The sequence below is a fragment of the Selenomonadales bacterium 4137-cl genome (assembly GCA_032334055.1).
GTDB lineage: Bacteria > Bacillota > Negativicutes > Sporomusales > UBA7701 > Anaeroselena > Anaeroselena agilis.
The window spans coordinates 556,543-579,373 of sequence record JAUOZS010000001.1 but is presented as its reverse complement, the minus strand read 5'-3'; the positions used below and the strand labels follow the sequence as shown (position 1 = coordinate 579,373).

Sequence of the window (22,831 nt, the reverse complement as noted above, 5' to 3'; positions counted from 1 at the left end):
TGGCTCTTTTCAGTGCATATCGTCCGCCTCGCGCAGGATCGTCAGCTCCGGCGGTTCGCCCGGAGCGGGCGGCTGGTGATGGCTGCTGATTATCCCGACAAGCCGCTCGTTGGCGCCGATTCCCGCCAGCAGCGCAGCGCTCCGTTCCGGGTGACGGAAATATACGTGGAGCGCGTGACGGAGGTTGGCGATCCTCCCCCCGCGGCCGGCCCGTCCCCAGCCTTCCGCCCGGCCGGGAGCGAGCCGGTGGGCGAGAACGGCGAACGTCTTGTCAAACGTACTTACATCTCCCTTGACCTTGCCGACGTCGTGAAGAAGAGCGCAACGCGTCAAAAGCCCATAATCGACGCCGCCCCGCCCGGCGGCGAGGCGACGGGCGGTGTAGGCGACCTGCAGGGCGTGGTACTGATCTGGCAGGTTCATCGCGTAAAACAGCTCCCGCTCTGCAGGCGCAAGCCATGCGGCGACGAATTCCCGGTCAGCCGCCGTCACCCTGGCGGTCAATGCGGCGAGAACCTGTTTAACCCGCCGCCACATTATTGTCGCAATACACCAGCCGGGAATAGCCCTTGGCCGCCCGCGCCGCTTCCGCCTCCGCACGCGAACTAGCCTCCAGGGCCATCTCGACTGTCCGACCCTCGTGGCGCAGGCGGCCGGCTTCGGCGATGGCGGCGGCCAGCGCCCCTTCGTCCCAGGCCACATACGCATCGCGGACGGCCTCCGGCGGCGCGATCCCCTGACGTTCCAGCGCCAACAATATCCTCTCGATCCCCATGGCGAAGCCGGTAGCGGGGCAATCGACACCAAATGCGGCCACCATGTTGTCGTAGCGGCCGCCGCCGCACAGCGGGAAACCGAGGCCGGGCGTGTAGCCTTCAAAAACCATGCCGGTGTAATAATCCAGATCGCGGATAAGGCCAAGATCGAACGTGACGTAACGCTCTACGCCGTAACCGGCGAGAAGGCGGCGGATGTCGGCCAGATTATCGAGCGCGGCGCGGCTGACATCGTTGCCCACCAGCCGGTACGCCTCGCTGACGACCTTGTCATTGCCGTGGAGCAGCGGTATCTCCCTGATGAGTTTCTGGGCGGCGGCACTCAGCGAGCTGCCCGCCAGAATCTCCCCCAGGCCGACGAGATCGCGGCTGACCAGGAACTGCTTGACCCTTTGCTGCTCGCCCGCCGTCAGGCCGCTTTCCGCCATCACCCCGTTCAGGAACTGCACCTGGCCGAGGCCGACCTGGAAATTCGTCAGCCCGGTCTCCAGCAGCGCCGTAACCGCCAGGGCCACAACCTCGGCATCGGCCGCCGGCCCGCCCGCCCCCAGCAGCTCCACCCCGGCCTGGTAGAATTCGCACTGCCGCCCCGCCTGGGCCTGCTCCTGCCGGAAAACGTTGGTCAGGTAAAAAAGGCGCAGCGGCGGGACGCTCTCGCGAAACCTGGTCGCCGCCACCCTGGCGATCGGCGTGGTCATATCCGGCCGCAGGGCGAGGATGGCGTTGTTTCTGTCGAAAAACTTGAACAGGCTCTGGACAAGGTCGCCGCTGACGCCCACAGTCAGCGTTTCCAGATACTCGAACGTCGGCGTCACAACCTCGTCATATCCCCAGCGGGCAAACAGGCTGGCCAGGGCGTTCTCAGCCGCCCGCTTGCGCCTGGCGTCGCGGGGCAGAAAATCTTTCGTCCCGTAAGGAATCTGCGGTAAAAATTGGCTTCTGCTCATTTTATCTCCTCTCCGTCCAAGCGGGCCAGAATCGTCTTATAACCGTCCGCGCCATAATAAAGACAGCGCTTCACCCGGCTGATTGTCGCCGTGCTTGCCCCCGTCCTGGCGACAATATCGTCGTAGGTGCGGCCATGCTTAAGCATCCTGGCCACTTCAAGGCGCTGGGCCATTGCCTTCAGTTCGCCGATGGTGCAGACATCCTCGAAGAACTGGTAGCACTCCTCCTCTGTCTCAAGCAGCAGCACCCCGGCAAAAAGCTGATCGGTGAGAGGCTCTTTCAGCCTCGGATTCACAGGCATAAACTCAACTCCTTTAACCTCCGCATCCGTTTCCTAGATTATTCGGCTTTTCTCCGCCCCGTTCCTGCTTCACTCCTTTTATTCTTTAATTTATGAAAATGGTTATACGTTCCCTTGCAAAAAAAGACGGTCGCGGTATAAACTGTCATTAGCGGCACCGCGCTCAAACGCATGACGGAGGACCCAGTGAAAAAAGCCAAGCTTGCAATCATCATAGCCGTCGCCGGCCTGCTCGCCGGCGTTTTCGGCCCCGCCGTCCATACGAACGGCAAAACGCTCAAAGTGGCCACAACCTCCGGCCCCCACGCCGAAATCCTGTATGCGGCCAGAGAAATGGCGGCCAGGGACGGAGTGACGATCGAAATTCTCGAATACGACGACAACTTCAAGCCGAACGACCTCCTGCTCGCGGGCGACGTCGACGCCAACAGCTTCCAGGCGCTGCCCTACTTCGACGCCCTCGTCGCCGACCGCCGCCTGCCGCTGGTGTCGGTTGCCAAGACGGTTGTCTTTCCCGTGGCGTTGTATTCGAACAAAATCGCCCGCACCGCCGACCTGCCTGACGGGGCGACAGTCGCCATCCCCAACGACCCCATCGGCGGCGGCCGTGCCCTGCTGCTGCTGGCGAAAGCCGGCGTAATCACCCTGCGGGAAGACGCCGGGCTACAGGCCGCCACCACCGACATCGTCGCCAACCCCCGCAGGATTCGCATCATCGAGGTGGACGCCGCCGATATCGCCCGCCGGCTGGCCGAATTCGACCTGGCGGCCCTCGGCAGCACCTACGCCGTCGCCGGCGGCCTCGTACCGGCCCGCGACGCCCTAGTCAGCGAAGGGGCCGACTCGCCATTCCCCCACATCATCGCCGTCCGCGCCGCAGACAAAGACAACCCCGCCGTCAAGGCACTCATCGCCGCATATCGCTCCGACCACGTCAAGGACTACATCGGCCGGCGCTTTCAGGGCGCGGTCGTCGCGACCTGGTAAGCCCCGCCGGGTGTCCCGATATGTATACACGGAAACCGCTTGAAAAGCCGCCCGAAATGTCGTATAATAAAGACAAAGGGACGAGCTAAAAAGACAAAGCTTATAAATTGGGAAATGGGGTGATTCCATTGAATGGTTCTGTCGGACCCGAAACACAGTTCCATGGTCATCCCGAAGAGGAAGAATCAATGGATCTGACCTGGGACCCACAATTCAATATCGGTAACTGACGACACGTTTGCGTTTGCCGGCAAACGGTAGCGGTACAATTATAATTGTACGAAGAGGGGGGAGCGCACCAAGCGCTCCCCCCGGTTGTTTTATTTCTTCCCGCCCTAGCTGCCCGGAGCCCGCGTCGCGTCGGGCCCGCCGCCCGGCGCCGCGGCGCCCGCGTCCGGCGCCGCCACCTTGAACCAGGCGGCGTACATCGTCGGCAGCACAAGCAGCGTCAAAACGGTCGCCCCGAACAGGCCGCCCGCGATCGCCACCGCCATTGGCCCCCAGAAGCTGCTCGGCAGCAGCGGCACCATTCCCAAAATGGCGGCCGCGGCTGTCAGCATTATCGGCCTGAACCGCAGCACCGCCGAGTCGACGATCGCGTCCCAGGGCGTCTCACCGGCTTTTATATGCTGCTCGATCTGATCGATGAGGATAACCGAATTGCGGATAATCATCCCGCCGAGCGCCAGAATTCCCAACTCGGCCACGAAGCCGATCGGGCGCTGCGTCAGCAGCATCGCGACACTCACGCCGATTATGCCCAGCGGCGCGGTCAGCAGCGTAAGAAACATCAGCGACATCCGCTGCAGTTGGAGCATCAGCAGGGTTATGATCACCACCACCATCGCCGGCACCGGCTGCAGCAGGTACCCGATCGAGATCTTGCTCCTTTCCAGCGAGCCGGCGATATCGATGCCGTAACCCGGCGGCAGGTTCTTCCTGAGCGACGCCAGGCCGTCGTAGACCTGACGGCTGGCGTCGTTGCCGGTAATCCCCGGCGCCACGTCCGCCTGGATGGTGATCGTCGGCTTAAGATCCCGGCGCCAGATCAGCCCTTCCTCGGCCTCGTAACTCAGCCGGGCGACCTGCTCCAGCGCGACGAACCTCCCGCCGCCGATATGGACCGGCAGGCTCCTCACCGCCGACAAATCCCTCCTGTCCCCCTCGGCGAGGCGGAACACGACAGCGATCGTCCTATCCTTCTCGCGAAAATCGGTGACCGCCGCCCCCGACAACTGCATCTGCAGACTCGATGCCAGGCTCTGGCTGTCGACCCCCAGCAGCCGCGCCTTGTTCTGGTCCACAGCCAGCCGCATGACCTTGCTCTTCTCGTTCCAGTCCAGATTGACGTTCAACAGCTTCGGGTTGCCGGCCATCGCATCGGCGACCTTGCCGGCGAGCGCCCGAACCTTGTCATGGTCGTAGCCGCTGACCCGCAGCATCACCGGGTACGGCGACGGCGGCCCGGTCTGAATGAGCTTCACATGGCCGCGCACATTGGGGAAATGATTGGCGAGCAATTCGTCGATCTTCTTCTGCAGACTCGCCCGGGCCGGCAAATCCTTCGCCACGACCACGAACTGGGCGTAGTTGGCGCTGGGCAGGACCGGATCGGTCGTAAGCACGAAGCGGGGCGCCCCCTGGCCGATATAATAACTGTAATTGTCGATCCCGGACTCGCCGGCCAGCATTTCGGCCAGGCGCCCGGCCTCGGCCTCCGTAGCCGCAAGCGAAGCTCCCTCCGGCAGCGTCATCTCGACGATGATCTCCGGCCGCACCGAGGGCGGGAAAAACTCCTGTTTCACGAACTTCAGCAGGAAAATCGACCCCGCGAACGCCGCCACCGTGATTCCCAGCACCAGGCCGCGGTTACGCAGGCACCAGGTCAGCACCCGCCGGAAAAGCCGGTAAAACTTCGAGTCATAGATATCATGCTCCCCGCCGGCCGCCGCCTTCGGCTTGATCAGCTTATAGCCCAACAGCGGAGTCACGACGACCGAAACCAGCCACGACAGCAGCAAAGCGATGGAGATCACCGTGAACAGGCTGCTGGTGAACTCCGCCGCGTTCCCTTTGGCGAAGCCGATCGGGATGAACCCGGCGCAGGTTATCAGCGTACCCGTCAGCATGGGAAAAGCGGTGGCCTTATAAGCGTAGCAGGCGGCATCGAACCGCTCCCACCCCTGCTCCAGCTTGACCGACATCATCTCGATGGCGATAATCGCGTCATCCACCAGCAACCCCAAAGCGATAATCAGCGCCCCCAGGGAAACCTTGTGCAAATCGATGCCCGCCATCTTCATCGCCGCGAAAACGCCGGCGATCACCAGCGGGATGCACAGCGCCACAACAACCCCCGAACGCACTCCCAGGCTGAGAAAGCTCACCACCAGCACGATGATGATCGCTTCCCGCAGCGACTTCACGAATTCGCCGATCGAATCCTCGACAACCTTGGGCTGATTCGCCACCTGGGTAATCTCCAGCCCCAGCGGCAAATCCCGTTTAATCTGCGCCAGCGTCATATCCAGATCCTCGCCGAGCGCCAGAATATTGCCGCCCTTATCCATCGACAGCGCGATGCCGATTGCCGGCTGGCCGTTGACAAACATCTTCGGCTCGGCCGGTTCGGCATAGCCCCGTTCTACCTTGGCGATATCGCCCAGCCGGAAAGTGCGCCCGGCCCGGATGGGCAGATTGCGGATGGCCTCCAAATCCCCGAACAGGCCGGAGACGCGCAGATACACGTTATCCGACGCCGTCTCGATCATCCCCGAGGCGGCCATCGCGTTCTGCGCCTTGATCGTGCCGATTATCAGCGCCGGATCGATGCCCAGCTTAGCAAGCTTGCTGTTTTCGATCTCGACATAAATCTTCTCCGTCTGGACGCCGATCAACTCGACCTTCTTGACATTCTTCACGCCCAGCAGGACGCGGCGGATCTTCTCCGCCCGGTCGCGCATCTCCTCGTACGTGAACCCGTCGGCCGTCAGCGCGTAAATGCAGCCGTACACGTCGTCGAAGCGGTCGTTGAAGGCGGGGCCGATCACCCCCTGCGGGAGCGTGCCCTTGATATCGTTGATCTGGTTGCGGATTTCCAGCCACGTCGGCCGGACATCCGTCTCCCGCAGCGACTCCTTCAGCGTCACATAAATGACCGCCTTCCCCGGCCGCGAATAACTCTTCAGATAATCCAGGCCGGGCGTATCCTGCAGCTTCTTCTCAAGCTTATCGGTAACCTGCTCCTCCACCTCGCGGGCGGTCGCCCCCGGCCAGGCCGCAGAAACCACCATCTGGCGGATGACAAAATCGGGGTCTTCCATCCTCCCCAACTGGCGGTAGGAAAACACCCCCATGACAAAAATCAGGATAATGAAATAGTAAACCAGGCCCTTATTATTAAGCGCCCATTCGGTCAGATTGACCCTTTTCATAAACCGTCACCCGTGCGCACCTTCAGCCCCTCGCGCAGCTTGTGCACGCCTGCCGTTACGATCGTCTCGCCGTCCGCGAGGCCCTCGGCCACCTCGACCTTACCGTCCCCGAACGCGCCCAACCTCACCTTCCTGAGAACGACCGCGCCCTTATCCACCACCCACACGCAGGGGGAATCGCCTGTCTGGTACACCGCCGCCAAGGGTATATAGGCGGACCGTCCGTTCCCCGAAGCCGGAGGTGTTACCGTCACCGTCGCCGTCATGCCGAGCTTTACCTCCGGCGGGCAATCGGGGAGGCTAACCCGCACCTTATAAGTACGCGAAACCTTATCAGCCATCGGGGCCACCTCTCTCACCTTCCCGGCGAGAGCCACCCCGGGCAGCGCCCAGAAATTCACGCTGATCTTCCCTGCCTTCCGCAGCTCCTCGCCGCGGTTCTCGGGAACATCGATCTCCACCTCCCGCTCGCCGTCGCGCACGAGAGTCACGACCGCCTGCCCGGCGCTCACCACCTGGCCGACTTCGGCGTTCACGGCGGAAATCACCCCAGCCCCGTTGGCCCGCAGGACGCTGTACCCCAACTGGTTGGAAGTCTGGGCGTGCTGGGCCGACGCCTGGCGCGCCGCGGCCAGCGCCGCGTCATAGGCGTTCTGATACTGCTCGTACTGCGCGCGGCTTACCGCCGCCTGCTCGTATAATTGCCGGTAACGGTGCAGGTTGTTCTCCGCCAGCTTAAGCTGCGACTCGGCCGAATAAACCTGGGCGGCGCTCACCGCCACCGCCTGGCTGATATCCTTCGGGTCGATCTCCAGCAGCGTATCGCCCGGATTGACCGCGCTGCCGAGCTCCACCGCCCGCCTGACGATCTTTCCGCCCACCTGGAAAGCAAGCTGACTCTCGTACCTGCCCCTCACCTCGCCCGAATAACTGACCGGCTGCCCGGCCCCGCCCATCCTCACAACCTGCGTGCGAACGAGCGGTGCCTCCTCCCTGGCCTTCTCCTCAGTCCCGCAGCCCGCCAACAGCAGGCCGGCGATCACAATCACGGCCGCCCCGCCGGTTAAGTACTTCTTCCCCATCCCGTCAACCTCCAAATCCGTGAATCCTTGCCAGTCATCAGCGCTAGCCGGCCTGCCGGCCGGCTACGGCGTGGACGATAAAATCGACCAGCACCCCGGTGTAATAGTCCTGCTCCTCTTTCTCCGCCGAAAAGCGGGTCGTGCGCATATAGCTGAACGCCTGAAACAGCTTCAGCCCCGCGTACGCCACAATCTCCCCGTCCACATCCCGGATACTGCCCTTTTGCTTGCCCTCGTCGATCACCCCGGCGATGATCGCGACCAGTTCGTCGTCGATCAGCCGCTGATGCTCGGAAGTAAAACAGGCCGTAAACAGGGCGTAATCGTCCCGCAGCAGCCTTGTGAGGAAATTGTCCTCGTTGAAATAGCCGATCGCCGTCCTGAGCAACCGCACGAGGCGGTCAAGCGGATCGGCGACCTCGCCCATGCGGGCGAAGATCGTGTCCCTGGCCGCCCGGCACTCGCGTACGTACAGTCTGTTGAACAAATCCTCCTTATCCCGGAAATGCTCGTAAAGCGTTTTCTTGGAAACGCGGCAATCATGGCTGATCTCGTCCATGGTCGTCTTCTTGTAGCCGAAACGGTCAAACCGCTCCCGCGCCTTGTCGAGGATTAATTCCTTAATATTGTCCATACGCACCACCTGCCGGATAATCTGCTTAACATGGGTCCTACTCGCCCTTATAAACTATTATAGTATTCCAGTTTCCAAATATCAACACCGTTTTGCGCGCGTCACCCGGGACCAAAAGCGAAAGGCCCCTCTCAACAACAGTTGAAAGAGGCCCTCCAAACCATGACCGGCTGGTCAAAGGTTCCTATAAAAAACGCCGTTACTTCCGGACCAAACCATACAGAAAAATATCCGTCACCTCGTGAGCCGCCGTGTCCACATCCGCGACAAACTGTTGGAAAGTCAGGGCCACGATCACGCTGAACAGAGCATGCGCCGTATGGGCGACATTGACCTCCCTCAGCAGCCCCTGGTCGATCCCCTCCTGCAGCACCCTGCCCAGCATCCCGATGGTGCGGCTGAAGCCTTCCCGGTACTTATCGCGGGTCTCCGCCTTCACATACGAAAGGCCGTCGCTGCCAAAGCCGCGAATCTCGTGCATCATCACCCGCCAGAGGGCGGCGTTGTCCAGATAGAAGCGCAAAAACAGCCTGACCATCGCCTGCAGCTTATCAAGCACGGGCTGATCGGCGTCGGCCACCTGTTCCAGCGCAGTCTCGAACGGCTGGCTGCGCTCACGGATGAGGGTGTAGAAAAGCTGCTCCTTGTTGTTGAAATAATTATACACCGTCCCCTTGCCGGTATCCGCCAGGGCGATTATCTCGTCCACCGTCGCCCGGTGGTAGCCCTTGCGGGAAAAAACGGCGTAAGCGGCCTCAAGAATCTGCTGGCGCTTGGAGCGCGAGTCATCGCCCTGCGGGTCTTCACGGTAATAGGCCATGGCAACCTCCCTGTGCTGCTTATATTTTAATTATAGGAGGCCCCGGAAAGCCTGTCAACGCAAAATTGACCGGCCGGTCAACCATCACCACGCCAGGCGAGTAACGATCGCCACCGCCATCCCCACAGCCACGGCCAGTTTGAACAGCGTGCCAACAAGCAGCCCGGCGGCGGCGCCCCGCGCCACCCGGGCCGCCTTCTCCCGGTCCCCCGTCTTGCTGTACTCGGCGACGTAGCTCAAGCCGAACGCCCCCGCCACCGCCCCGGCCACCGTCCCCAGGACCGGCAGCACCACCGTGCCGGCAATCGCCCCGGCAATGCCGCCCACCAATGCGGCCACCACCGCCCGCCCCGAGGCGTTGTGACGTTTCGCCCCCAGCATGCCGGCAACGAACTCCACCGCCTCGCCCAGTACGAACAGGCCGCCGAGCGTAAACAGGAACCCGCCGTCAAAGCGGCTGAAACCCTCGTAAAAACCGTAGCCCACGGCAGCCAGCAAAATGACGAAATTGCCTGGCAGAGCAAAGAGCGTCAGCCCTACCGCCAACAGCAAAAAGACGATCAATATCACATTGGCGGCGACCAGGCCGAATTCCATATGATTACCTTCCTAATCCCTTTGATTGAATTGCCGGAGGCCGTTCAATAGGCTCCATATGCAAGGCGCACCGGAAGAACGCGACGCGCCGCATACTCGAAGTACGCAAGCAAGCGCTCTGAGGAGCAACGCCGCAGATGGACCTAGTGGACAGCCCTCCCCTGTATTACTTCTTCACCCTGTCGATCACCCGGTGGGCGATATCCCGGCGACAGTGCGCCCCCCGGAAACCGATTCTGTCCACGGCGGCGTACGCCTTCTCGATCGCCCGCAGCACATCCCGGTCCATCGCGGTCACGCCCAACACCCGGCCGCCGTTCGTCACGACCCGGCCGTCCTTCAGCGCCGTGCCGGCATGGAAAACAACCGCCCCGGCCGCCGCGGCTTCTTCCAGGCCGCTGATGACGTCCCCCTTGTCATACTCCCCGGGATAGCCGCCGGCCGCCATTACCACGCACACCGCCGCCTCGTCCCGCCAGACCACCGCCGTCTTGTCCAGCGTGCCGTCGATGCACGCCTCCATCACCGTCGTCAGGTCGCTCTCCAGCAGAGGCAACACCACCTGGGTCTCCGGATCGCCGAAACGAGCGTTGAACTCCACCACCTTCGGCCCGGCGTCGGTAATCATCAGGCCGGCGTACAGGCAGCCGCAGTAGGGACAGCCTTCGGCGCGCAGCGCGTCCACCGCCGGCTGGAGGATCTCCTTCATCACCCGCTCCAGCACCGCCGGCGTAAGCACCGGCGCCGGGGCATATGCGCCCATGCCGCCGGTGTTCGGCCCCCGGTCGCCGTCGAAAACCCGCTTATGGTCCTGGGCCGACACCATCGGCACCACCGTCCGGCCGTCGGTAAACGCCAGCAGCGAAGCCTCCTCGCCCTGCATAAACTCCTCGACAACCACCTGCGCCCCGGCCGTCCCGAAAACGGCGTCCGTCATGATCATATCGACCGCCGCAAGCGCCTCCGCTTCCGTCATCGCCACCACGACGCCCTTGCCGGCCGCCAGGCCGTCGGCCTTGACGACGATCGGGGCGCCCTGCTCCTTGATGTAGTCCCGGGCCGCGACCGCGTCGGTAAAAACCCCGTAGCCGGCGGTCGGTATCCCGTACTTGCGCATGATATCCTTGGCGAACGCTTTCGAACCCTCTATCCTGGCCGCCGCCTGCGCGGGACCGAAAATCTTCAGGCCGTGGGCGGCGAAAACGTCGACGATCCCGTTAGCCAGCGGCGCCTCCGGCCCCACCACCGTCAGGTCGATCTTCTTCTCCCACGCGAAGGTAACCAGCGCGGTATTGTCCTTCACGTCTATATCGACGCATTCGGCCAACGCGCCGACGCCAGGGTTGCCGGGCGCGCAGTAGATCTTCTCCACCCGCGGGCTGGCCGCCAGCTTCCACACCAGGGCGTGCTCCCGCCCGCCGCCGCCGATCACCAAAACTCGCATCAAAAGTCCCCCTTCCTCACACCGTTTGAAACATACCCAGGCCGTTCAGAAGGTCCGGATGCAAGGCAGACCGAGGACGCGCCGCGCCGCGTACTCGAACGTACGCAAGCAAGCGCCCGGAGGTCTAACGCCGCAGACGGGCCTTATCAACGGCCTGGCCCTGTTAATGTTTAAAATGTCTAACGCCCGTAAACACCATCGCAATCCCATGCTCGTCCGCCGCCTTGATCGACTCCTCGTCGCGAATCGAGCCTCCCGGCTGGATGATCGCGGTCACGCCCGCCTTCGCGGCGGCGTCCACCGTGTCCCGGAAGGGGAAGTACGCGTCGGAGGCCAGCACGGCTCCCTTGGCCGCCTCGCCGGCCTGGGTCAGGGCGATATTCGCCGCGCCCACCCGGTTCATCTGGCCGGCGCCCACGCCGACGGTGCGGTTGTCCGCCGCCACGACGATGGCGTTCGACTTGACATGCTTGACCACCTTCCAGGCAAAATCGAGCTGCTCCATTTCGCCGGCGGTCGGTTGACGCTTGCTCGCCACCGTGAGCTTCGCGTCCGGGTCGCCGGCGTCGGCGTCCTGCACGAGTATGCCTCCCGAAACCCGTTTGATATCGAGAGCATCCACGCCTTTACCGAACTCGGCCGCCAGCAGGCGGATATTCTTCTTCTCGCTCAGCGCCGCCAGCGCCTCATCGCTGTACCCGGGCGCGATCACCGCCTCGGCGAATAGCTGGCCGATTTTCTCCGCCGTGGCTTTATCCACCTCGCGGTTGAGACCGATGATGCCGCCGAACGCTGAAACCGGATCGGCCTCGTACGCCTTCGCGTAGGCCGCCGCCAGGCTTTCGCCCGTGCCGGTGCCGCAGGGGTTGGTATGCTTGATGATCGTCGCCGCCGGCGCGGAAAATTCATTCACGATATTGAACGCCGCCTCAAGGTCGACGATGTTATTGAACGACAGTTCCTTGCCGTGAAGCTGTCGGGCGCCTGCCACCCCCGGCCCGGCGAAGCCCTGCTCGCGATAAAAAGCCGCCTGCTGGTGGGGGTTTTCCCCGTAGCGCAGATCCTGCACCTTGTCGAACACCAGCTGCAGCCGGGCGGGAAACCGCCCCTGGCCAAGCTGCCCGGCGAGATAGCGGGCGATCCAGGCGTCGTATTCGGCAGTATGGCTATAAGCCTCCCGCGCCAACTCCATCCTCATTTCCTGGGAAATCTCGCCCTTCTTGGTCAGCTCGTCGGCGATCTGCGCGTAGTTGGACGGATTCACCACCACCGCCACATAGGCGAAATTCTTGGCGGCCGCCCGGATCATCGCCGGACCGCCGATATCGATATTCTCCACCGCCTCGCCCAGGGTAACGTCCGGTTTGGCGACCGTCTGGCGGAAGGGGTAAAGGTTGACCACCACCATGTCGATACCCCTGATCTTGTGATGGCGCATCGCCTGCACATGCTCGGGGTTGTCGCGGATGGCGAGGATGCCGCCGTGGATGTACGGATTGAGGGTCTTCACCCGACCGTCCATTATTTCCGGGAAGCCGGTGATCTCGCTCACATACACCACGGGTATTCCCGCTTCCTTCAGCGTCTTCATCGTCCCGCCCGTGGAGACAATCTCCACCCCCAGGCCGTGGAGGACGCGGGCGAACTCCACCACCCCGGTCTTGTCCGATACGCTTATAAGTGCTCGTTCGATCTTCATTCCAGCCACCTACCGTTTCTCAGTGATTATCACCCTGCGCCCTTCGGTCCTGAGGCGCCCCTCGCAGAACAGGCCGATTGCCCGGGGATAGAGCTTATGCTCGACATGGAGGATGCGCTCCGCCAAAGAATGCTCGTCGTCGCCGTCCAGCACCGGCACGGCCTCCTGAAGAATGATCGGGCCGGTGTCCACGCCCTCGTCGACGAAGTGGACCGTGCAGCCCGACACCTTGACCCCGTACCTTACCGCCTGGGCCTGGGCGTCCAGACCGGGAAAAGCGGGCAGCAGAGCGGGATGGATATTCATGATCCGGCCGGGAAAATGGCCGATGAACTCGCTGCTCAGAATGCGCATAAAGCCGGCCAGCACGACCAGCTCCACATGATGGAGCTGGAGCTCGGCGGCGATTGCCTGCTCGAACGAGCGCCGGTCGGCGAACTTCTTCCGCTCGATGACAGTAGTGGCGATGTCGAAGCCGGCCACCCGCTTAAGGGCAAGAGCGCCCGGGGTGTCGCTGATTACTACGCCGATCTTCGCCCTGAGCCGTTCGGCCTGGATGGCGTCGAGGATGGCCTGCAGATTGCTGCCCCGCCCCGATACCAGCACGCCGAGCACCGCCCTATTCATCGAACACGCCTCCCCTGATGGTGACGGCCCGCTCGCCGTCCGTTACCGCGCCGATGATATACGACTGTTCGCCGCGCCCGGCGAGGTCCTTGCGCACCGCTTCCGCCTCGCCCTCAGGCACCACCAGGATCATGCCGATACCCATGTTGAAGGTGCGGAACATCTCCGGCCAGGCCACTCTTCCCCACTCCTGCAGGAGCGCGAAGATCGGCGGCATGGGCCACGCCGACGCATCGACCGTCACGCCGCAGCCGGCGGGCAACACCCGGGGGATATTGTCGTAAAAGCCGCCGCCGGTGATATGTACGAGACCGCGGATGGAAAACCGGTCGAACAACGGCAGGCAAACCCGCGGATACAGACGCGTGGGGACGAGCAACTCCTCGCCCAGCGTCCTGCCCAGCGCGGGCACAGTCGCATCCGCCGTCAGCCCCTTAACGTCGAAACAGATCTTCCTCACCAGCGAGAAGCCGTTTGAATGGAGGCCGCTCGACGGCAGGCCGATGAGCACGTCGCCCGGCCTGATCTTCTCGCCGGTTATAAGGCGGGATTTATCGGCGATGCCGACCGCGAAGCCGGCGATATCGTACTCGCCGTCAGGGTAGAAGCCTGCCATCTCGGCCGTCTCGCCGCCGATGAGGGCGCAGCCCGATTCGCGGCAGGCGATGGCGACGCCGCTGACGATCGCCGCCACCTTCTCCGGCTCCAGGCGGCCTACCGCCAGGTAATCGAGGAAAAACAGCGGCTCGGCTCCCTGCACCAGGATATCGTTGACGCACATCGCCACCGCATCCTGGCCGATGGTGTCGTGCCTGTCCATCATAAAGGCTAGCCTCAGCTTGGTGCCCACACCGTCGGTGCCGCTCACCAGGACAGGCTCCTTGTATTTCGCCGCGTTCAGCGCGAACAGGCCGCCGAAGCCACCGATATCGCCCAGCACCTCAGGGCGATAGGTCGCCCGCACATGTTTCTTCATCATGTCCACCGCCTTGTTGCCGGCGTCGATATCCACCCCGGCCTGGCGGTATGTCAATCCTTCGCTCATCCCTCTCCCCCGCACTTCTTGCGGCTCGCCGCCGCTTCAAATACGAATTTGCTGCCCGCCGCCTCTTCCCCGCCGGGTATGTTGCAGGGATAATCGCAGTTGAAGCAGGCGTAGCACATCCGGCCATGGTCAATATTGGCCACCGACCCGTGCAATCCCTCCAGCGATAGATAATACAGCGCGTCGGCACCGATAAAATCCCTGATCTCCTCCACCTGCTTGCTGGCGGCGATCAACTCCTTGCGGGCCGACGTATCGATGCCGTAATAGCACGGGTAGCCGATCGGCGGCGAACTGACGCACATCTTCACCGACGTCGCGCCCGCCTCCTTCAGCATCTTGACGATCTTGCCGCTGGTCGTGCCGCGGACGATCGAGTCGTCCACCATGATCACCGACTTGCCTTCCACCACCGCCCGGTTGGCGTTGAGCTTGATCCGCACCCCCGTATCCCGCTTCTGCTGTTCGGGCTGGATGAAGGTGCGGCCGATGTAGCGGTTCTTGATCAGCCCCTCGGCGAACGGCACGCCCGACTCGTAGCTGAAACCGAGGGCCGCGGTCGTCCCCGAGTCTGGCACCGAAATGACGAGATCGGCCTTGAAACCGCTCTCGCGGGCCAGCTGGCGCCCCATGGCGAAGCGGGCGGCGTACACGCTCTGACCGTCGATGACGCTGTCGGGACGCGCGAAATAAATATACTCGAAAATACACAGCGCCCGCCGGTTGCCCGCAGCGAAGCTGTAATAACGGGGCCCGGCGTCGTCGACGACCACCATCTCGCCCGGCGCCAGGTCGCGGATCATCTCCGCCCCCACCGAATCGAGCGCGCACGACTCGGACGCCAGCACCCAGCCGCCGTTAAGCTTGCCGATGCACAGCGGCCGAAAGCCGTGGGGATCGCGGACGCCGATGAGCTTGTCGTCGGTCATGATCACCAGGCAGTAAGCGCCTTCGATCCGGGCCACGCTCTCCAACACGCGGTCCTCGATCGTATCCTTGCCCGAACGGGCGATCAGGTTGACGATCACCTCACTGTCGATCGATGTCTGAAAAACGCTGCCCTTCTGCTCGAGATCGACGCGCAGCTCGCGGGCGTTGGTGAGGTTGCCGTTGTGGGCCAGGCTTATATGCCCGCCCGAATACGAGACCATCAGCGGCTGGGTGTTGATCAGCAGGCTGGAGCCGGTGGTCGAATAGCGCACATGGCCGATCGCGATGTGCGCCCCCGGCATCTCGGGCAGCCCCTTGCGAAACACCTCGCCGACCAGGCCCATGCCGCGCTGGACGTCCATCTGGCAGCCGTCCGTCAAAGTGATGCCGGCGCTCTCCTGGCCGCGGTGCTGGAGGGCGTATAGGCCCCAGTACGTGTTCAGGGCCACATCGTCATGGCGGGAATAGATGCCGAATACGCCGCACTCTTCGCGCGGTTTGTCGCTCGTAAGTTCACAGTACACGCCGTCAATCTCCTTAAAGCTTCTCGCCCGTCAGGCGATACAGCACCTCTTTGTAAGCGTCCTCGACATCGCCGAGGTCGCGGCGGAAACGGTCCTTGTCGAGCTTCTGGCCGGTCTCGCTGTCCCAGAAGCGGCAGGTGTCGGGGGATATCTCGTCGCCCAGGAGCAACTGGCCGTTGTGGAGGCCGAACTCCAGCTTGAAATCGATCAGTTCGAGCTTCTTCTCCTTAAGATAAGCGCCCAGAATGGCGTTGATCTTCAGACCCAGCTCCTGAATGGCCTTGAGCTGGTTGTCGTCGGCCAGGCCCATCGCCCGGGCGTGGTACTCGTTAATAAGCGGATCGCCCAAATCGTCGTTCTTGTAATACAGCTCGACGACCGGCTGCGGCAGCTTGCGCCCCTCCTCCCAGCCGATACGCTTGGCCAGGCTGCCGGCGGCGATATTGCGCACGACCACCTCGATCTGCAGGATAGTCAGCTTCTTGACCAGCATCTCGCGGTCGCTGACCAAGCGCACGAAATGATGGGGAATACCGTTCTTGCCCAGCAGATCGAAGAAAAAGGCGGAAATCTTGTTATTGAGGACGCCCTTGTTAAGGATCGTTCCCCGTTTGACGCCGTTGAAAGCGGTGGCGTCGTCCTTGTAAAATACCAGATACTCGTCAGGATTCTCGGTGGCGTATACCTTTTTGGCTTTGCCTTCGTAAAGCATTTGGGCCATTTTTCATTCCTCCGTATAAATTATTTATTAAGACTGGCGGTTACCTTGGCGGCTTTACGCTCGACCTCGGCGGCCATCGTCCGGCGGTAGTCGGCCAGCTTTTCCCGCAGCGCGGGATCGGCGGTCGCCAGGATCTGCACGGCGAACAGCGCGGCGTTCTTCGCCCCGTTGATCGCCATCGTCGCCACCGGGATGCCGGACGGCATCTGCGCGATGCTCAGCAGGGCGTCCATCCCGCCCAGCGACGTGCAGTTGACCGGCACGCCGATGACCGGCAGCGTGGTAAAGCTGGCAACCACGCCCGGCAGGTGGGCGGCGGCGCCGGCGGCGGCGATGAACACGCCGACGCCGCGGTCGGCGGCCGTCGACACGAAATCGTGCACCTTCTGGGGAGTGCGGTGGGCGGAAGCCACCACAACCTCGGCGGCCACCCCGAACTCCTCCAGCGTCTTAAGCGCCGGCTCCAGTACCGGCAGATCGGAATCGCTGCCCATGATTATCGCTACTTTCATGCTACTCCTCCTTAATATCCGATGCTCCGGCCGGCTTAACCGGCCAGGTAGACAAACCGCAAAATCACGAGCGCCGCCATCACGTAGGCGATCCAGTGGACCTCGCGGCCGCGCCCGGTCGCCAGCTTGAGGATCGGGTAAAAAACCAGGCCGGCCGAAATGCCGTTGGCGATGCTGTATGTAAAGGGCATCAGCGTGATAGTCAAAAACGCCGGCAGCCCCTCGCTCAAATCGCCGAAATCGATATGGCGCACCCCTTCCATCATCATCGCGCCCACGAAGATCAGCGCCGGAGCCGTGGCCGCATCGGGGATCAGGCCGGCCAGCGGCGTGAAGAACAGCGCCAAGAGAAAGAGGATGCCGCACGTCACCGCCGTCAGGCCGGTGCGGCCGCCGACGCCAATGCCGGCCGCGCTCTCGATATACGAAGTTAACGTGCTCGTGCCCAAAAGAGCGCCGAGACTCACGCCGGTCGCGTCCACCAGCATCGCCTTGCCGATGCCGGGGAAACGGCCGCGCTTGTCCATCAGCCCCGCCTTGGTGGCCGTTCCGACCAGCGTGCCCATCGTATCGAACAGCTCCACGAACGTGAAGGTGAAAATAATCGTTGCCAGCCCCATATTAAGCGCCCCCCAGATATCGAGCGCCAAAAACGCGTTGCGGCTGAAATCGGGCACAGCCACCGGACTGAAGCCGGCCGGCACCTTGACCACCCCGGCCGCGACCGCCAGAACAGTGGTCGTCACGATGCCCGCGAGAATCGCGCCCCTCATCTTCCGGGCCGTCAGCACGCCGATAAGCAGCAGGCCGAACATCGCCAGCAGCACCTGCGGCTCCGCCAGACTGCCCATCTCGATAATCGTCTCGAAATGGGCGGGCGTGGCATTGCCCTTTGCGGCGACAAGCCGCTCCACCGTCGACGGGATAAGCGACAGCCTGATCGTCATCAGACCCGACAGCTTCAGCCCGATGATAGTGATAAACAACCCGATGCCGGCCGTGATAGCGTGCTTGAGAAAAGTCGGAATCCCCTCCACCAGCAGTTGGCGCACGCGGGTCACGGTCAGGGCGATAAAAATCAGCCCCGAAATGAACACCGCCCCCAGCGCCGTCTGCCAAGGCACCCCCATGCCGACGACAACCGTGAAAGCGTAAAATGCGCTCAGCCCCATCCCGGGAGCCAGGGCGATCGGATAATTCACGAACAGCCCCATCATGATCGTCACCAGCCCCGCGCCGATGGCGGTCGCCAGCAGCACGGCGTTCCTGTCCATGCCCGCCGTCCCGAGGACGCTGGGGTTGACGAACAGGATATAAGCCATCGTCATGAAAGTGGTAACACCCGCCAGCACCTCGGTCCTGACGTCGGTACGGCGCTCGCGCAGGGAAAACAGTCGTTCCAGCATATCATCACCTGTCCAATCTGCTAGGCTGTTTCCCATTATACCCGCAGAGCCGTTTTTTACTCGCCCGCTGGCAACACGCGGCCACTGCGGCCTCTCGGCTGGCCGTCACGGAGAAAACAAATAAACCCGGCGGGGGAATTTCCATCTCGTAAGAGCGAAACCTCCCCGCCCGGGTTTTTATCCCTCCGGTGTAGCGTCACCGAGTGGCGCCTGTACCACTCGGTCCAGGCCAAGCCGAAGCAGCAGCACGAGCGGCGTCGGTCATGCGGAACCCTAGGTACACTTTCACCCGTAGTCAGGGCGATTTACGGTCGCCCGGTAGGAACTTTTGGGCCATATCCCCAAAATAATACGAGCTATTAACTTGTCCATATCCATTTTAACGCCGGTGGCGGCACAGTGTCAACGAAAAAAGTGAACCTTTTTCGCACCTTCCTCAAAAACGTTCGCATCCTCCGGCGAACTACCTCATCACCATATCGGTCACCGACAGCACAATCTCGATGGCTATAAGGATAATCACCGCCCACTCCAGCCTGGTGCCGCGCTTGGCGTGGGCCAGCCCCGCGAACACCGTCGTGATGTCCATCAGCGCCTCCGTCTTATGGCGGATGCTCTCGTACCGGTCGGTCAGCTCGAACAGCGCCCCCAACTCGTCGTAAAGCGCCCCCGCCCCCTCGTTCACCCAGGTTATGTCCGGCTTATCCAGCAGCATTATATACGACAGCGTACTCAGGCGAAACCCCAGGATGCGGGCCGACATCTGCGCCAACTGCTCGTCCGACATCGTCAGGCGCCCCTTTCCCAAAAGCGCCACCACATCCTCGATCTCGTCCAACAAAGCATTCGTGCCCGTCTCCGTCCGCTCCAGCGCCACCGACTTCGCCAGCACGGTCGCCACCATCTCCCTCTGGTAGCCCTCCTCCCGCGGCACCACCAGGCAGTCGTTGTTGACCGACGGCTCCTCCTCGCTCGAAACCTCGATGCGGTAATCATCGGAATGCGTCAGAGCGGCCGCCTCCGCCAGACCGCCCTCCACCTGCCCGAGATAACGGATCACATCCATCATCTCATGGTGCTGGCAATTCACGAACACCACCGCACCGAACGAGAAAACATGCACCGACTTGCCGGCCGGCTCCAGCACCACGCCCTTGAGAGCCCGCTCGCCCAAGGCCAGCGAATCCTCCCACCGGTACTTGCGGCGGATGCCGAAATGGGCGGCAAGTGCGTTGAGGCCGATCTCGTTCGTCAGCGCGGCCGCTTTAAACTGGGCGGTTGCCACCTCGCCACCCCCCTCCGCTACACCTTGGGAACATTCCGGCCGTAAAAAATCTCCGCCATCTCCCGCTTCAGGCGCTGCTTGATCTTCTTCTTCTCGCCCGGCAGCAGCTCTTTTTTCGCCGTACCGAACAAATAATTATCGAGATCGAACTCCTTAAGGATCATTTTAGTATGAAAAATATTCTCCTGATAAACGTTCACATCGATCATATTGTACCTGTCGCGGCTTTCCTTGGCGATGTAATTCTGGATGGAATTTATCCGGTGATCGATGAAATACTTCTTCCCGGCAACATCGCGGGTAAACCCCCGCACCCGGTAATCGATGATCGCAATATCCGAATTGAAACTCCCCAGCAGGAAATTGAGTGCCCTCAGCGGCGAAATCTCGCCGCACGTCGAAACATCTATATCGGCCCGGAAAGTGCTGATCCCCTTGTCCGGGTGGCTCTCCGGATAAGTATGCACCGTAATGTGGCTCTTATCGAGATGCGCCACCACCGCCTCCGCGGCCTTCACCTCCGGAGCGGCGGCATTCACCTGGGAAAGCGCGTCCCCCTCCTTGCCCTCGGAAATCAGCATCGTCACGCTCGCCCCCTGCGGCTCGTAATCCTGCTGGGCGACATTGAGGATATTCGCCCCGATGATGCCCGCCACCGCCGTTAAAATAGCCGTCAGGCGGGCGGCGCTGTACTCCTCGTCGACATAGTCTATATACTCGCGGCGATGCTGGGGGCTGATCGCGTAACAAATGTCGTACATATTGAAACTCAACGTCTTGGTCAGATTATTGAACCCGTAAAGCTGCAGCTTCTTCTTCAGCGCCTTGACATCCATATTCACAAAGCCAAGCCCCGGAGCGCGTCCGGGGCTGCCGTCCTTCCGTCAGTCCTCATAACCTTCCCCGTCCGGGCTGTCGTCCCGGACCTCGTCCTCGGGCGCGATATCGGCGGTGGCGGTGATAATCTGGGCCAGCGGCACACTGGAGAAATAACCGCCGACAAGCCTCTTCTTCACACAGAACCCCCTCCTCGCCTATCGTTTTTTCGGTCTTGGGAAATGTCGTCCAGGCCGCGCATGCACGCGGCGCGGAAAGAATGCTCATTGGCGACCTCTCCGGCTACTATCGACCTGTCGATCTGCTCGCGGGACACCGCGTTGTCGCCGGCGCTCATCGCATACTCCGACGCGAACGCCTCGCTGTCCGTCTTTTTCCGCACCATTTCCCACCTCCCGACATTAGTCTTCCCGAAACGAAGCGAAAAAATATCCCCCGGCCTACACCGAGGGATACTCGACAACATCGTTGCCATTTTCCGGCGGCAAAGCCGCCACCAGCACCTTATCGACCCGCGTGCGGTCCATGTCCATCACCTCGAAACGATAGCCGCCCCACGCGAAACTCTCCCCCGTCTGGGGAATATCGCCGAAGAACGAAATCACGAACCCGCCCAGCGTCTGATATCCTGCCCGTTCCTCCTCCGGCAGCTCGCCGAAAGCGAACAGCTCCTTGAAATCCTCGATATCCATCATCCCATCGAGGAGCCACGACCCGTCCTCCCGGCGGACCGCCTCATCGTCGTTCGCCCCGTCGCCCAGCGCGATCTCGCCGACGATATGCTCCATGATATCGTTAAGCGTCACCAGGCCGTCGATGCCGCCGAACTCGTCGATAACGAGCGCGATGGTCATCTTCTCCTCCTTGAACGCCTCCAGCACCTTCAGCGCCGGCATGCTGCGCGGCACATAAATCGGCTCGCGGGCCAACCGCTCGAAATCGAGCTCCTGGCCGGCCACATGGTCGGCCAGCAGATCCTTCGTGAACACCACCCCGACGATCTCGTCGAGGCTGCCCCTGGCCACCGGGAAGCACGAATGGCGCCCCTCGACGATGATACTCATATTCTGGTGCGCCGAATCCTCGAGATCGAGCCACTCGATCTGCACCCGGGGGGTCATCAGCGCCCCGGCGCGCATATCGCTAAGCTGGAAGATATTCTCCACCATCTCCCGCTCGCTCTCCTCGAAAACCCCGTGCTGCGCCCCCTGCCCGATCATCACCTTGACCTCTTCCTCCGTCACCGGCGGCTCGTCCGGCGGCTTGGCGCGGAACACCGCCAGCACGAATCGGGTCGAAAAACTCAATAGCCGCACCAGCGGCCGGTTAACCGTCACAAAAAAAGTAATCGGCCTGGCCACGAAAGCGGCGATCGGCTCCGGATTATTAAGCGCGATCCGTTTCGGCACAAGCTCGCCGACAACCAGCGAAACATAAGTAATCCCGGCGACGACCAGTACGAGACTCACCGAATCCGCGAACCCTGCCAGCGCCGGCGCCTCCTTGAGCCACGCCGCCAGATGCCCCGAAAGAGTCGCGCCGCCGAAAGCGCCGGTAAAAATACCGATCAGGGTAATGCCCACCTGGATAGCCGATAGCATATCCGTCGGCTCCTGGGCCAGCTTCAGCGCCCGCGCGGCGCCGCGCCCGCCCTGGGAAGCCATATGCTCAAGCCGCCCCGGCCGCGAAGAAACGATCGCCATCTCCGCGAGAGCGAAAAAACCGTTCGCGACGATCAGCAGGAAAATAACCCCGAGCTCCGTACTTATTGAAGGCGTTTCCAACCCTTTATAACACTCTCCTCGAAATAAACAACTTTTTAGCTAATATTATAGCATGCCCTGGCAACAAAAAGAAAACAGTCCGCATCAGCGGCACGCCCTCGCTGCCGCCCTCTGCCGGAAAATGTGGCCGGCGACCGTGCCGGCCGGGTCCTAGCGCCGGATTTTGCCCTTTCTCGCCGCCTTCCGCCCCTCCGCCAACCCCCGGCCGGCACACAGAGGCGCAACCCCGCCCTGCCCGCGGAGTTGCGCCTCTGCGATCTCGTTTCCCTTCTCACGCTCGTTTGTCGGTACACTCTCGCACCTTAATTAAACCACAGCAATGCATTCTTTGGAATCCGACCTTCGCCTTAATTTCGCGGGCAACCGGTCCTATTGCCCGTCCCGTTCGTCCCGCCGCGGCAGGAAAACCGCCCCGACCTGTAGAATTTAATCAATATC

Annotated in this window: 22 protein-coding genes and 1 riboswitch; of the genes, 1 reads left to right on the top strand and 21 read right to left on the bottom strand. The window is 62.1% G+C overall.

Annotated features, from left to right (window positions below; genetic code table 11):
* Positions 1-9 precede the first annotated feature (9 nt).
* Genes Q4T40_02955 through Q4T40_02945 form a run of 3 tightly spaced genes read right to left on the bottom strand, consistent with a single transcriptional unit; the run spans position 10 to position 2,025 of the window.
* Positions 10-537 carry an HD domain-containing protein gene (locus Q4T40_02955; protein ID MDT8900196.1) on the bottom strand — a complete coding sequence of 176 codons (528 nt, stop codon included), beginning with the start codon at positions 535-537 and terminating at the stop codon, positions 10-12.
* On the bottom strand, positions 521-1,723 hold the full coding sequence (hisZ, locus tag Q4T40_02950; GenBank protein MDT8900195.1) for an ATP phosphoribosyltransferase regulatory subunit: 1,203 nt from the start codon (positions 1,721-1,723) through the stop codon (positions 521-523). The genes Q4T40_02955 and hisZ overlap by 17 nt, the downstream gene beginning before the upstream one ends.
* Entirely contained in the window at positions 1,720-2,025 is a 306-nt protein-coding gene (locus Q4T40_02945) for a YerC/YecD family TrpR-related protein (GenBank protein MDT8900194.1), read from the bottom strand. Before Q4T40_02945 ends, hisZ begins: the two co-directional genes overlap by 4 nt.
* A gap of 186 nt (positions 2,026-2,211) precedes the next feature.
* Between Q4T40_02945 and Q4T40_02940 the strand changes: the two genes are divergently transcribed.
* Entirely contained in the window at positions 2,212-3,012 is an 801-nt protein-coding gene (locus Q4T40_02940; GenBank protein ID MDT8900193.1) for a MetQ/NlpA family ABC transporter substrate-binding protein, read from the top strand.
* A 335-nt stretch (positions 3,013-3,347) separates the two neighbouring features.
* Here the strand turns inward: Q4T40_02940 and Q4T40_02935 are convergent, their stop codons facing one another.
* From Q4T40_02935 to Q4T40_02850, 18 genes are all read right to left on the bottom strand, one after another.
* Complete coding sequence (locus tag Q4T40_02935) at positions 3,348-6,446, bottom strand: efflux RND transporter permease subunit (protein MDT8900192.1); 3,099 nt, start codon at positions 6,444-6,446, stop codon at positions 3,348-3,350.
* The gene (locus Q4T40_02930; GenBank protein MDT8900191.1) at positions 6,443-7,528 is read right to left on the bottom strand and encodes an efflux RND transporter periplasmic adaptor subunit; all 1,086 of its coding nucleotides are present in this window, start codon (positions 7,526-7,528) and stop codon (positions 6,443-6,445) included. Before Q4T40_02930 ends, Q4T40_02935 begins: the two co-directional genes overlap by 4 nt.
* 43 nt (positions 7,529-7,571) lie before the next feature.
* Positions 7,572-8,162 (bottom strand): TetR/AcrR family transcriptional regulator, encoded by a 591-nt coding sequence (locus Q4T40_02925; GenBank protein ID MDT8900190.1) that lies wholly within the window; start codon positions 8,160-8,162, stop codon positions 7,572-7,574.
* Positions 8,163-8,361: 199 nt separating this feature from the next.
* A complete protein-coding gene (locus Q4T40_02920) occupies positions 8,362-8,982 on the bottom strand; it encodes a TetR/AcrR family transcriptional regulator (protein MDT8900189.1) in 621 nt (206 codons plus the stop codon).
* An 84-nt stretch (positions 8,983-9,066) separates the two neighbouring features.
* Positions 9,067-9,579: a DUF456 domain-containing protein gene (locus Q4T40_02915; protein ID MDT8900188.1), complete on the bottom strand. Its 513-nt coding sequence runs from the start codon at positions 9,577-9,579 to the stop codon at positions 9,067-9,069.
* Positions 9,580-9,745: 166 nt separating this feature from the next.
* On the bottom strand, positions 9,746-11,023 hold the full coding sequence (purD, locus tag Q4T40_02910; protein ID MDT8900187.1) for a phosphoribosylamine--glycine ligase: 1,278 nt from the start codon (positions 11,021-11,023) through the stop codon (positions 9,746-9,748).
* A gap of 163 nt (positions 11,024-11,186) precedes the next feature.
* A complete protein-coding gene (purH, locus tag Q4T40_02905; protein ID MDT8900186.1) occupies positions 11,187-12,722 on the bottom strand; it encodes a bifunctional phosphoribosylaminoimidazolecarboxamide formyltransferase/IMP cyclohydrolase in 1,536 nt (511 codons plus the stop codon).
* Between the two features lie 9 nt (positions 12,723-12,731).
* Positions 12,732-13,349 carry a phosphoribosylglycinamide formyltransferase gene (gene purN / locus Q4T40_02900; GenBank protein MDT8900185.1) on the bottom strand — a complete coding sequence of 206 codons (618 nt, stop codon included), beginning with the start codon at positions 13,347-13,349 and terminating at the stop codon, positions 12,732-12,734.
* Complete coding sequence (gene purM / locus Q4T40_02895; protein MDT8900184.1) at positions 13,342-14,394, bottom strand: phosphoribosylformylglycinamidine cyclo-ligase; 1,053 nt, start codon at positions 14,392-14,394, stop codon at positions 13,342-13,344. Before purM ends, purN begins: the two co-directional genes overlap by 8 nt.
* Positions 14,391-15,848, bottom strand: a complete 1,458-nt coding sequence (gene purF, locus Q4T40_02890; protein MDT8900183.1) for an amidophosphoribosyltransferase — start codon at positions 15,846-15,848, stop codon at positions 14,391-14,393. The genes purM and purF overlap by 4 nt, the downstream gene beginning before the upstream one ends.
* 13 nt (positions 15,849-15,861) lie before the next feature.
* Positions 15,862-16,569, bottom strand: coding sequence for a phosphoribosylaminoimidazolesuccinocarboxamide synthase (locus tag Q4T40_02885; protein MDT8900182.1), 708 nt, complete (start codon positions 16,567-16,569; stop codon positions 15,862-15,864).
* A 20-nt stretch (positions 16,570-16,589) separates the two neighbouring features.
* Positions 16,590-17,081 (bottom strand): 5-(carboxyamino)imidazole ribonucleotide mutase, encoded by a 492-nt coding sequence (purE, locus tag Q4T40_02880; protein MDT8900181.1) that lies wholly within the window; start codon positions 17,079-17,081, stop codon positions 16,590-16,592.
* Between the two features lie 35 nt (positions 17,082-17,116).
* Positions 17,117-18,487, bottom strand: a complete 1,371-nt coding sequence (locus Q4T40_02875) for an NCS2 family permease (GenBank protein ID MDT8900180.1) — start codon at positions 18,485-18,487, stop codon at positions 17,117-17,119.
* A 272-nt stretch (positions 18,488-18,759) separates the two neighbouring features.
* A riboswitch (purine riboswitch) is annotated at positions 18,760-18,862 on the bottom strand.
* An 88-nt stretch (positions 18,863-18,950) separates the two neighbouring features.
* Positions 18,951-19,772 (bottom strand): RMD1 family protein, encoded by an 822-nt coding sequence (locus Q4T40_02870; protein ID MDT8900179.1) that lies wholly within the window; start codon positions 19,770-19,772, stop codon positions 18,951-18,953.
* Between the two features lie 17 nt (positions 19,773-19,789).
* Complete coding sequence (gene speD, locus Q4T40_02865; protein MDT8900178.1) at positions 19,790-20,608, bottom strand: adenosylmethionine decarboxylase; 819 nt, start codon at positions 20,606-20,608, stop codon at positions 19,790-19,792.
* 48 nt (positions 20,609-20,656) lie between these two features.
* On the bottom strand, positions 20,657-20,788 hold the full coding sequence (locus Q4T40_02860) for a hypothetical protein (protein ID MDT8900177.1): 132 nt from the start codon (positions 20,786-20,788) through the stop codon (positions 20,657-20,659).
* Positions 20,785-20,994, bottom strand: a complete 210-nt coding sequence (locus Q4T40_02855) for a hypothetical protein (GenBank protein MDT8900176.1) — start codon at positions 20,992-20,994, stop codon at positions 20,785-20,787. The genes Q4T40_02860 and Q4T40_02855 overlap by 4 nt, the downstream gene beginning before the upstream one ends.
* Positions 20,995-21,049: 55 nt before the next feature.
* The gene (locus Q4T40_02850) at positions 21,050-22,393 is read right to left on the bottom strand and encodes a hemolysin family protein (protein ID MDT8900175.1); all 1,344 of its coding nucleotides are present in this window, start codon (positions 22,391-22,393) and stop codon (positions 21,050-21,052) included.
* Positions 22,394-22,831 lie beyond the last annotated feature (438 nt).

What these genes read in the sequence shown, in the direction of transcription:
- purH (MDT8900186.1), bottom strand. Translation starts at nt 12,722, where the DNA reads ATGAAGATCGAACGAGCACTTATAAGCGTATCGGACAAGACCGGGGTG.
- purN (MDT8900185.1), bottom strand. Translation starts at nt 13,349, where the DNA reads ATGAATAGGGCGGTGCTCGGCGTGCTGGTATCGGGGCGGGGCAGCAAT.
- Q4T40_02925 (MDT8900190.1), bottom strand. Translation starts at nt 8,162, where the DNA reads ATGGACAATATTAAGGAATTAATCCTCGACAAGGCGCGGGAGCGGTTT.
- Q4T40_02885 (MDT8900182.1), bottom strand. Translation starts at nt 16,569, where the DNA reads ATGGCCCAAATGCTTTACGAAGGCAAAGCCAAAAAGGTATACGCCACC.
- purD (MDT8900187.1), bottom strand. Translation starts at nt 11,023, where the DNA reads ATGCGAGTTTTGGTGATCGGCGGCGGCGGGCGGGAGCACGCCCTGGTG.
- Q4T40_02875 (MDT8900180.1), bottom strand. Translation starts at nt 18,487, where the DNA reads ATGCTGGAACGACTGTTTTCCCTGCGCGAGCGCCGTACCGACGTCAGG.
- purE (MDT8900181.1), bottom strand. Translation starts at nt 17,081, where the DNA reads ATGAAAGTAGCGATAATCATGGGCAGCGATTCCGATCTGCCGGTACTG.
- Q4T40_02935 (MDT8900192.1), bottom strand. Translation starts at nt 6,446, where the DNA reads ATGAAAAGGGTCAATCTGACCGAATGGGCGCTTAATAATAAGGGCCTG.
- Q4T40_02915 (MDT8900188.1), bottom strand. Translation starts at nt 9,579, where the DNA reads ATGGAATTCGGCCTGGTCGCCGCCAATGTGATATTGATCGTCTTTTTG.
- purM (MDT8900184.1), bottom strand. Translation starts at nt 14,394, where the DNA reads ATGAGCGAAGGATTGACATACCGCCAGGCCGGGGTGGATATCGACGCC.
- Q4T40_02855 (MDT8900176.1), bottom strand. Translation starts at nt 20,994, where the DNA reads ATGGTGCGGAAAAAGACGGACAGCGAGGCGTTCGCGTCGGAGTATGCG.
- hisZ (MDT8900195.1), bottom strand. Translation starts at nt 1,723, where the DNA reads ATGAGCAGAAGCCAATTTTTACCGCAGATTCCTTACGGGACGAAAGAT.
- Q4T40_02945 (MDT8900194.1), bottom strand. Translation starts at nt 2,025, where the DNA reads ATGCCTGTGAATCCGAGGCTGAAAGAGCCTCTCACCGATCAGCTTTTT.
- Q4T40_02920 (MDT8900189.1), bottom strand. Translation starts at nt 8,982, where the DNA reads ATGGCCTATTACCGTGAAGACCCGCAGGGCGATGACTCGCGCTCCAAG.
- Q4T40_02930 (MDT8900191.1), bottom strand. Translation starts at nt 7,528, where the DNA reads ATGGGGAAGAAGTACTTAACCGGCGGGGCGGCCGTGATTGTGATCGCC.
- speD (MDT8900178.1), bottom strand. Translation starts at nt 20,608, where the DNA reads ATGGATGTCAAGGCGCTGAAGAAGAAGCTGCAGCTTTACGGGTTCAAT.
- Q4T40_02955 (MDT8900196.1), bottom strand. Translation starts at nt 537, where the DNA reads ATGTGGCGGCGGGTTAAACAGGTTCTCGCCGCATTGACCGCCAGGGTG.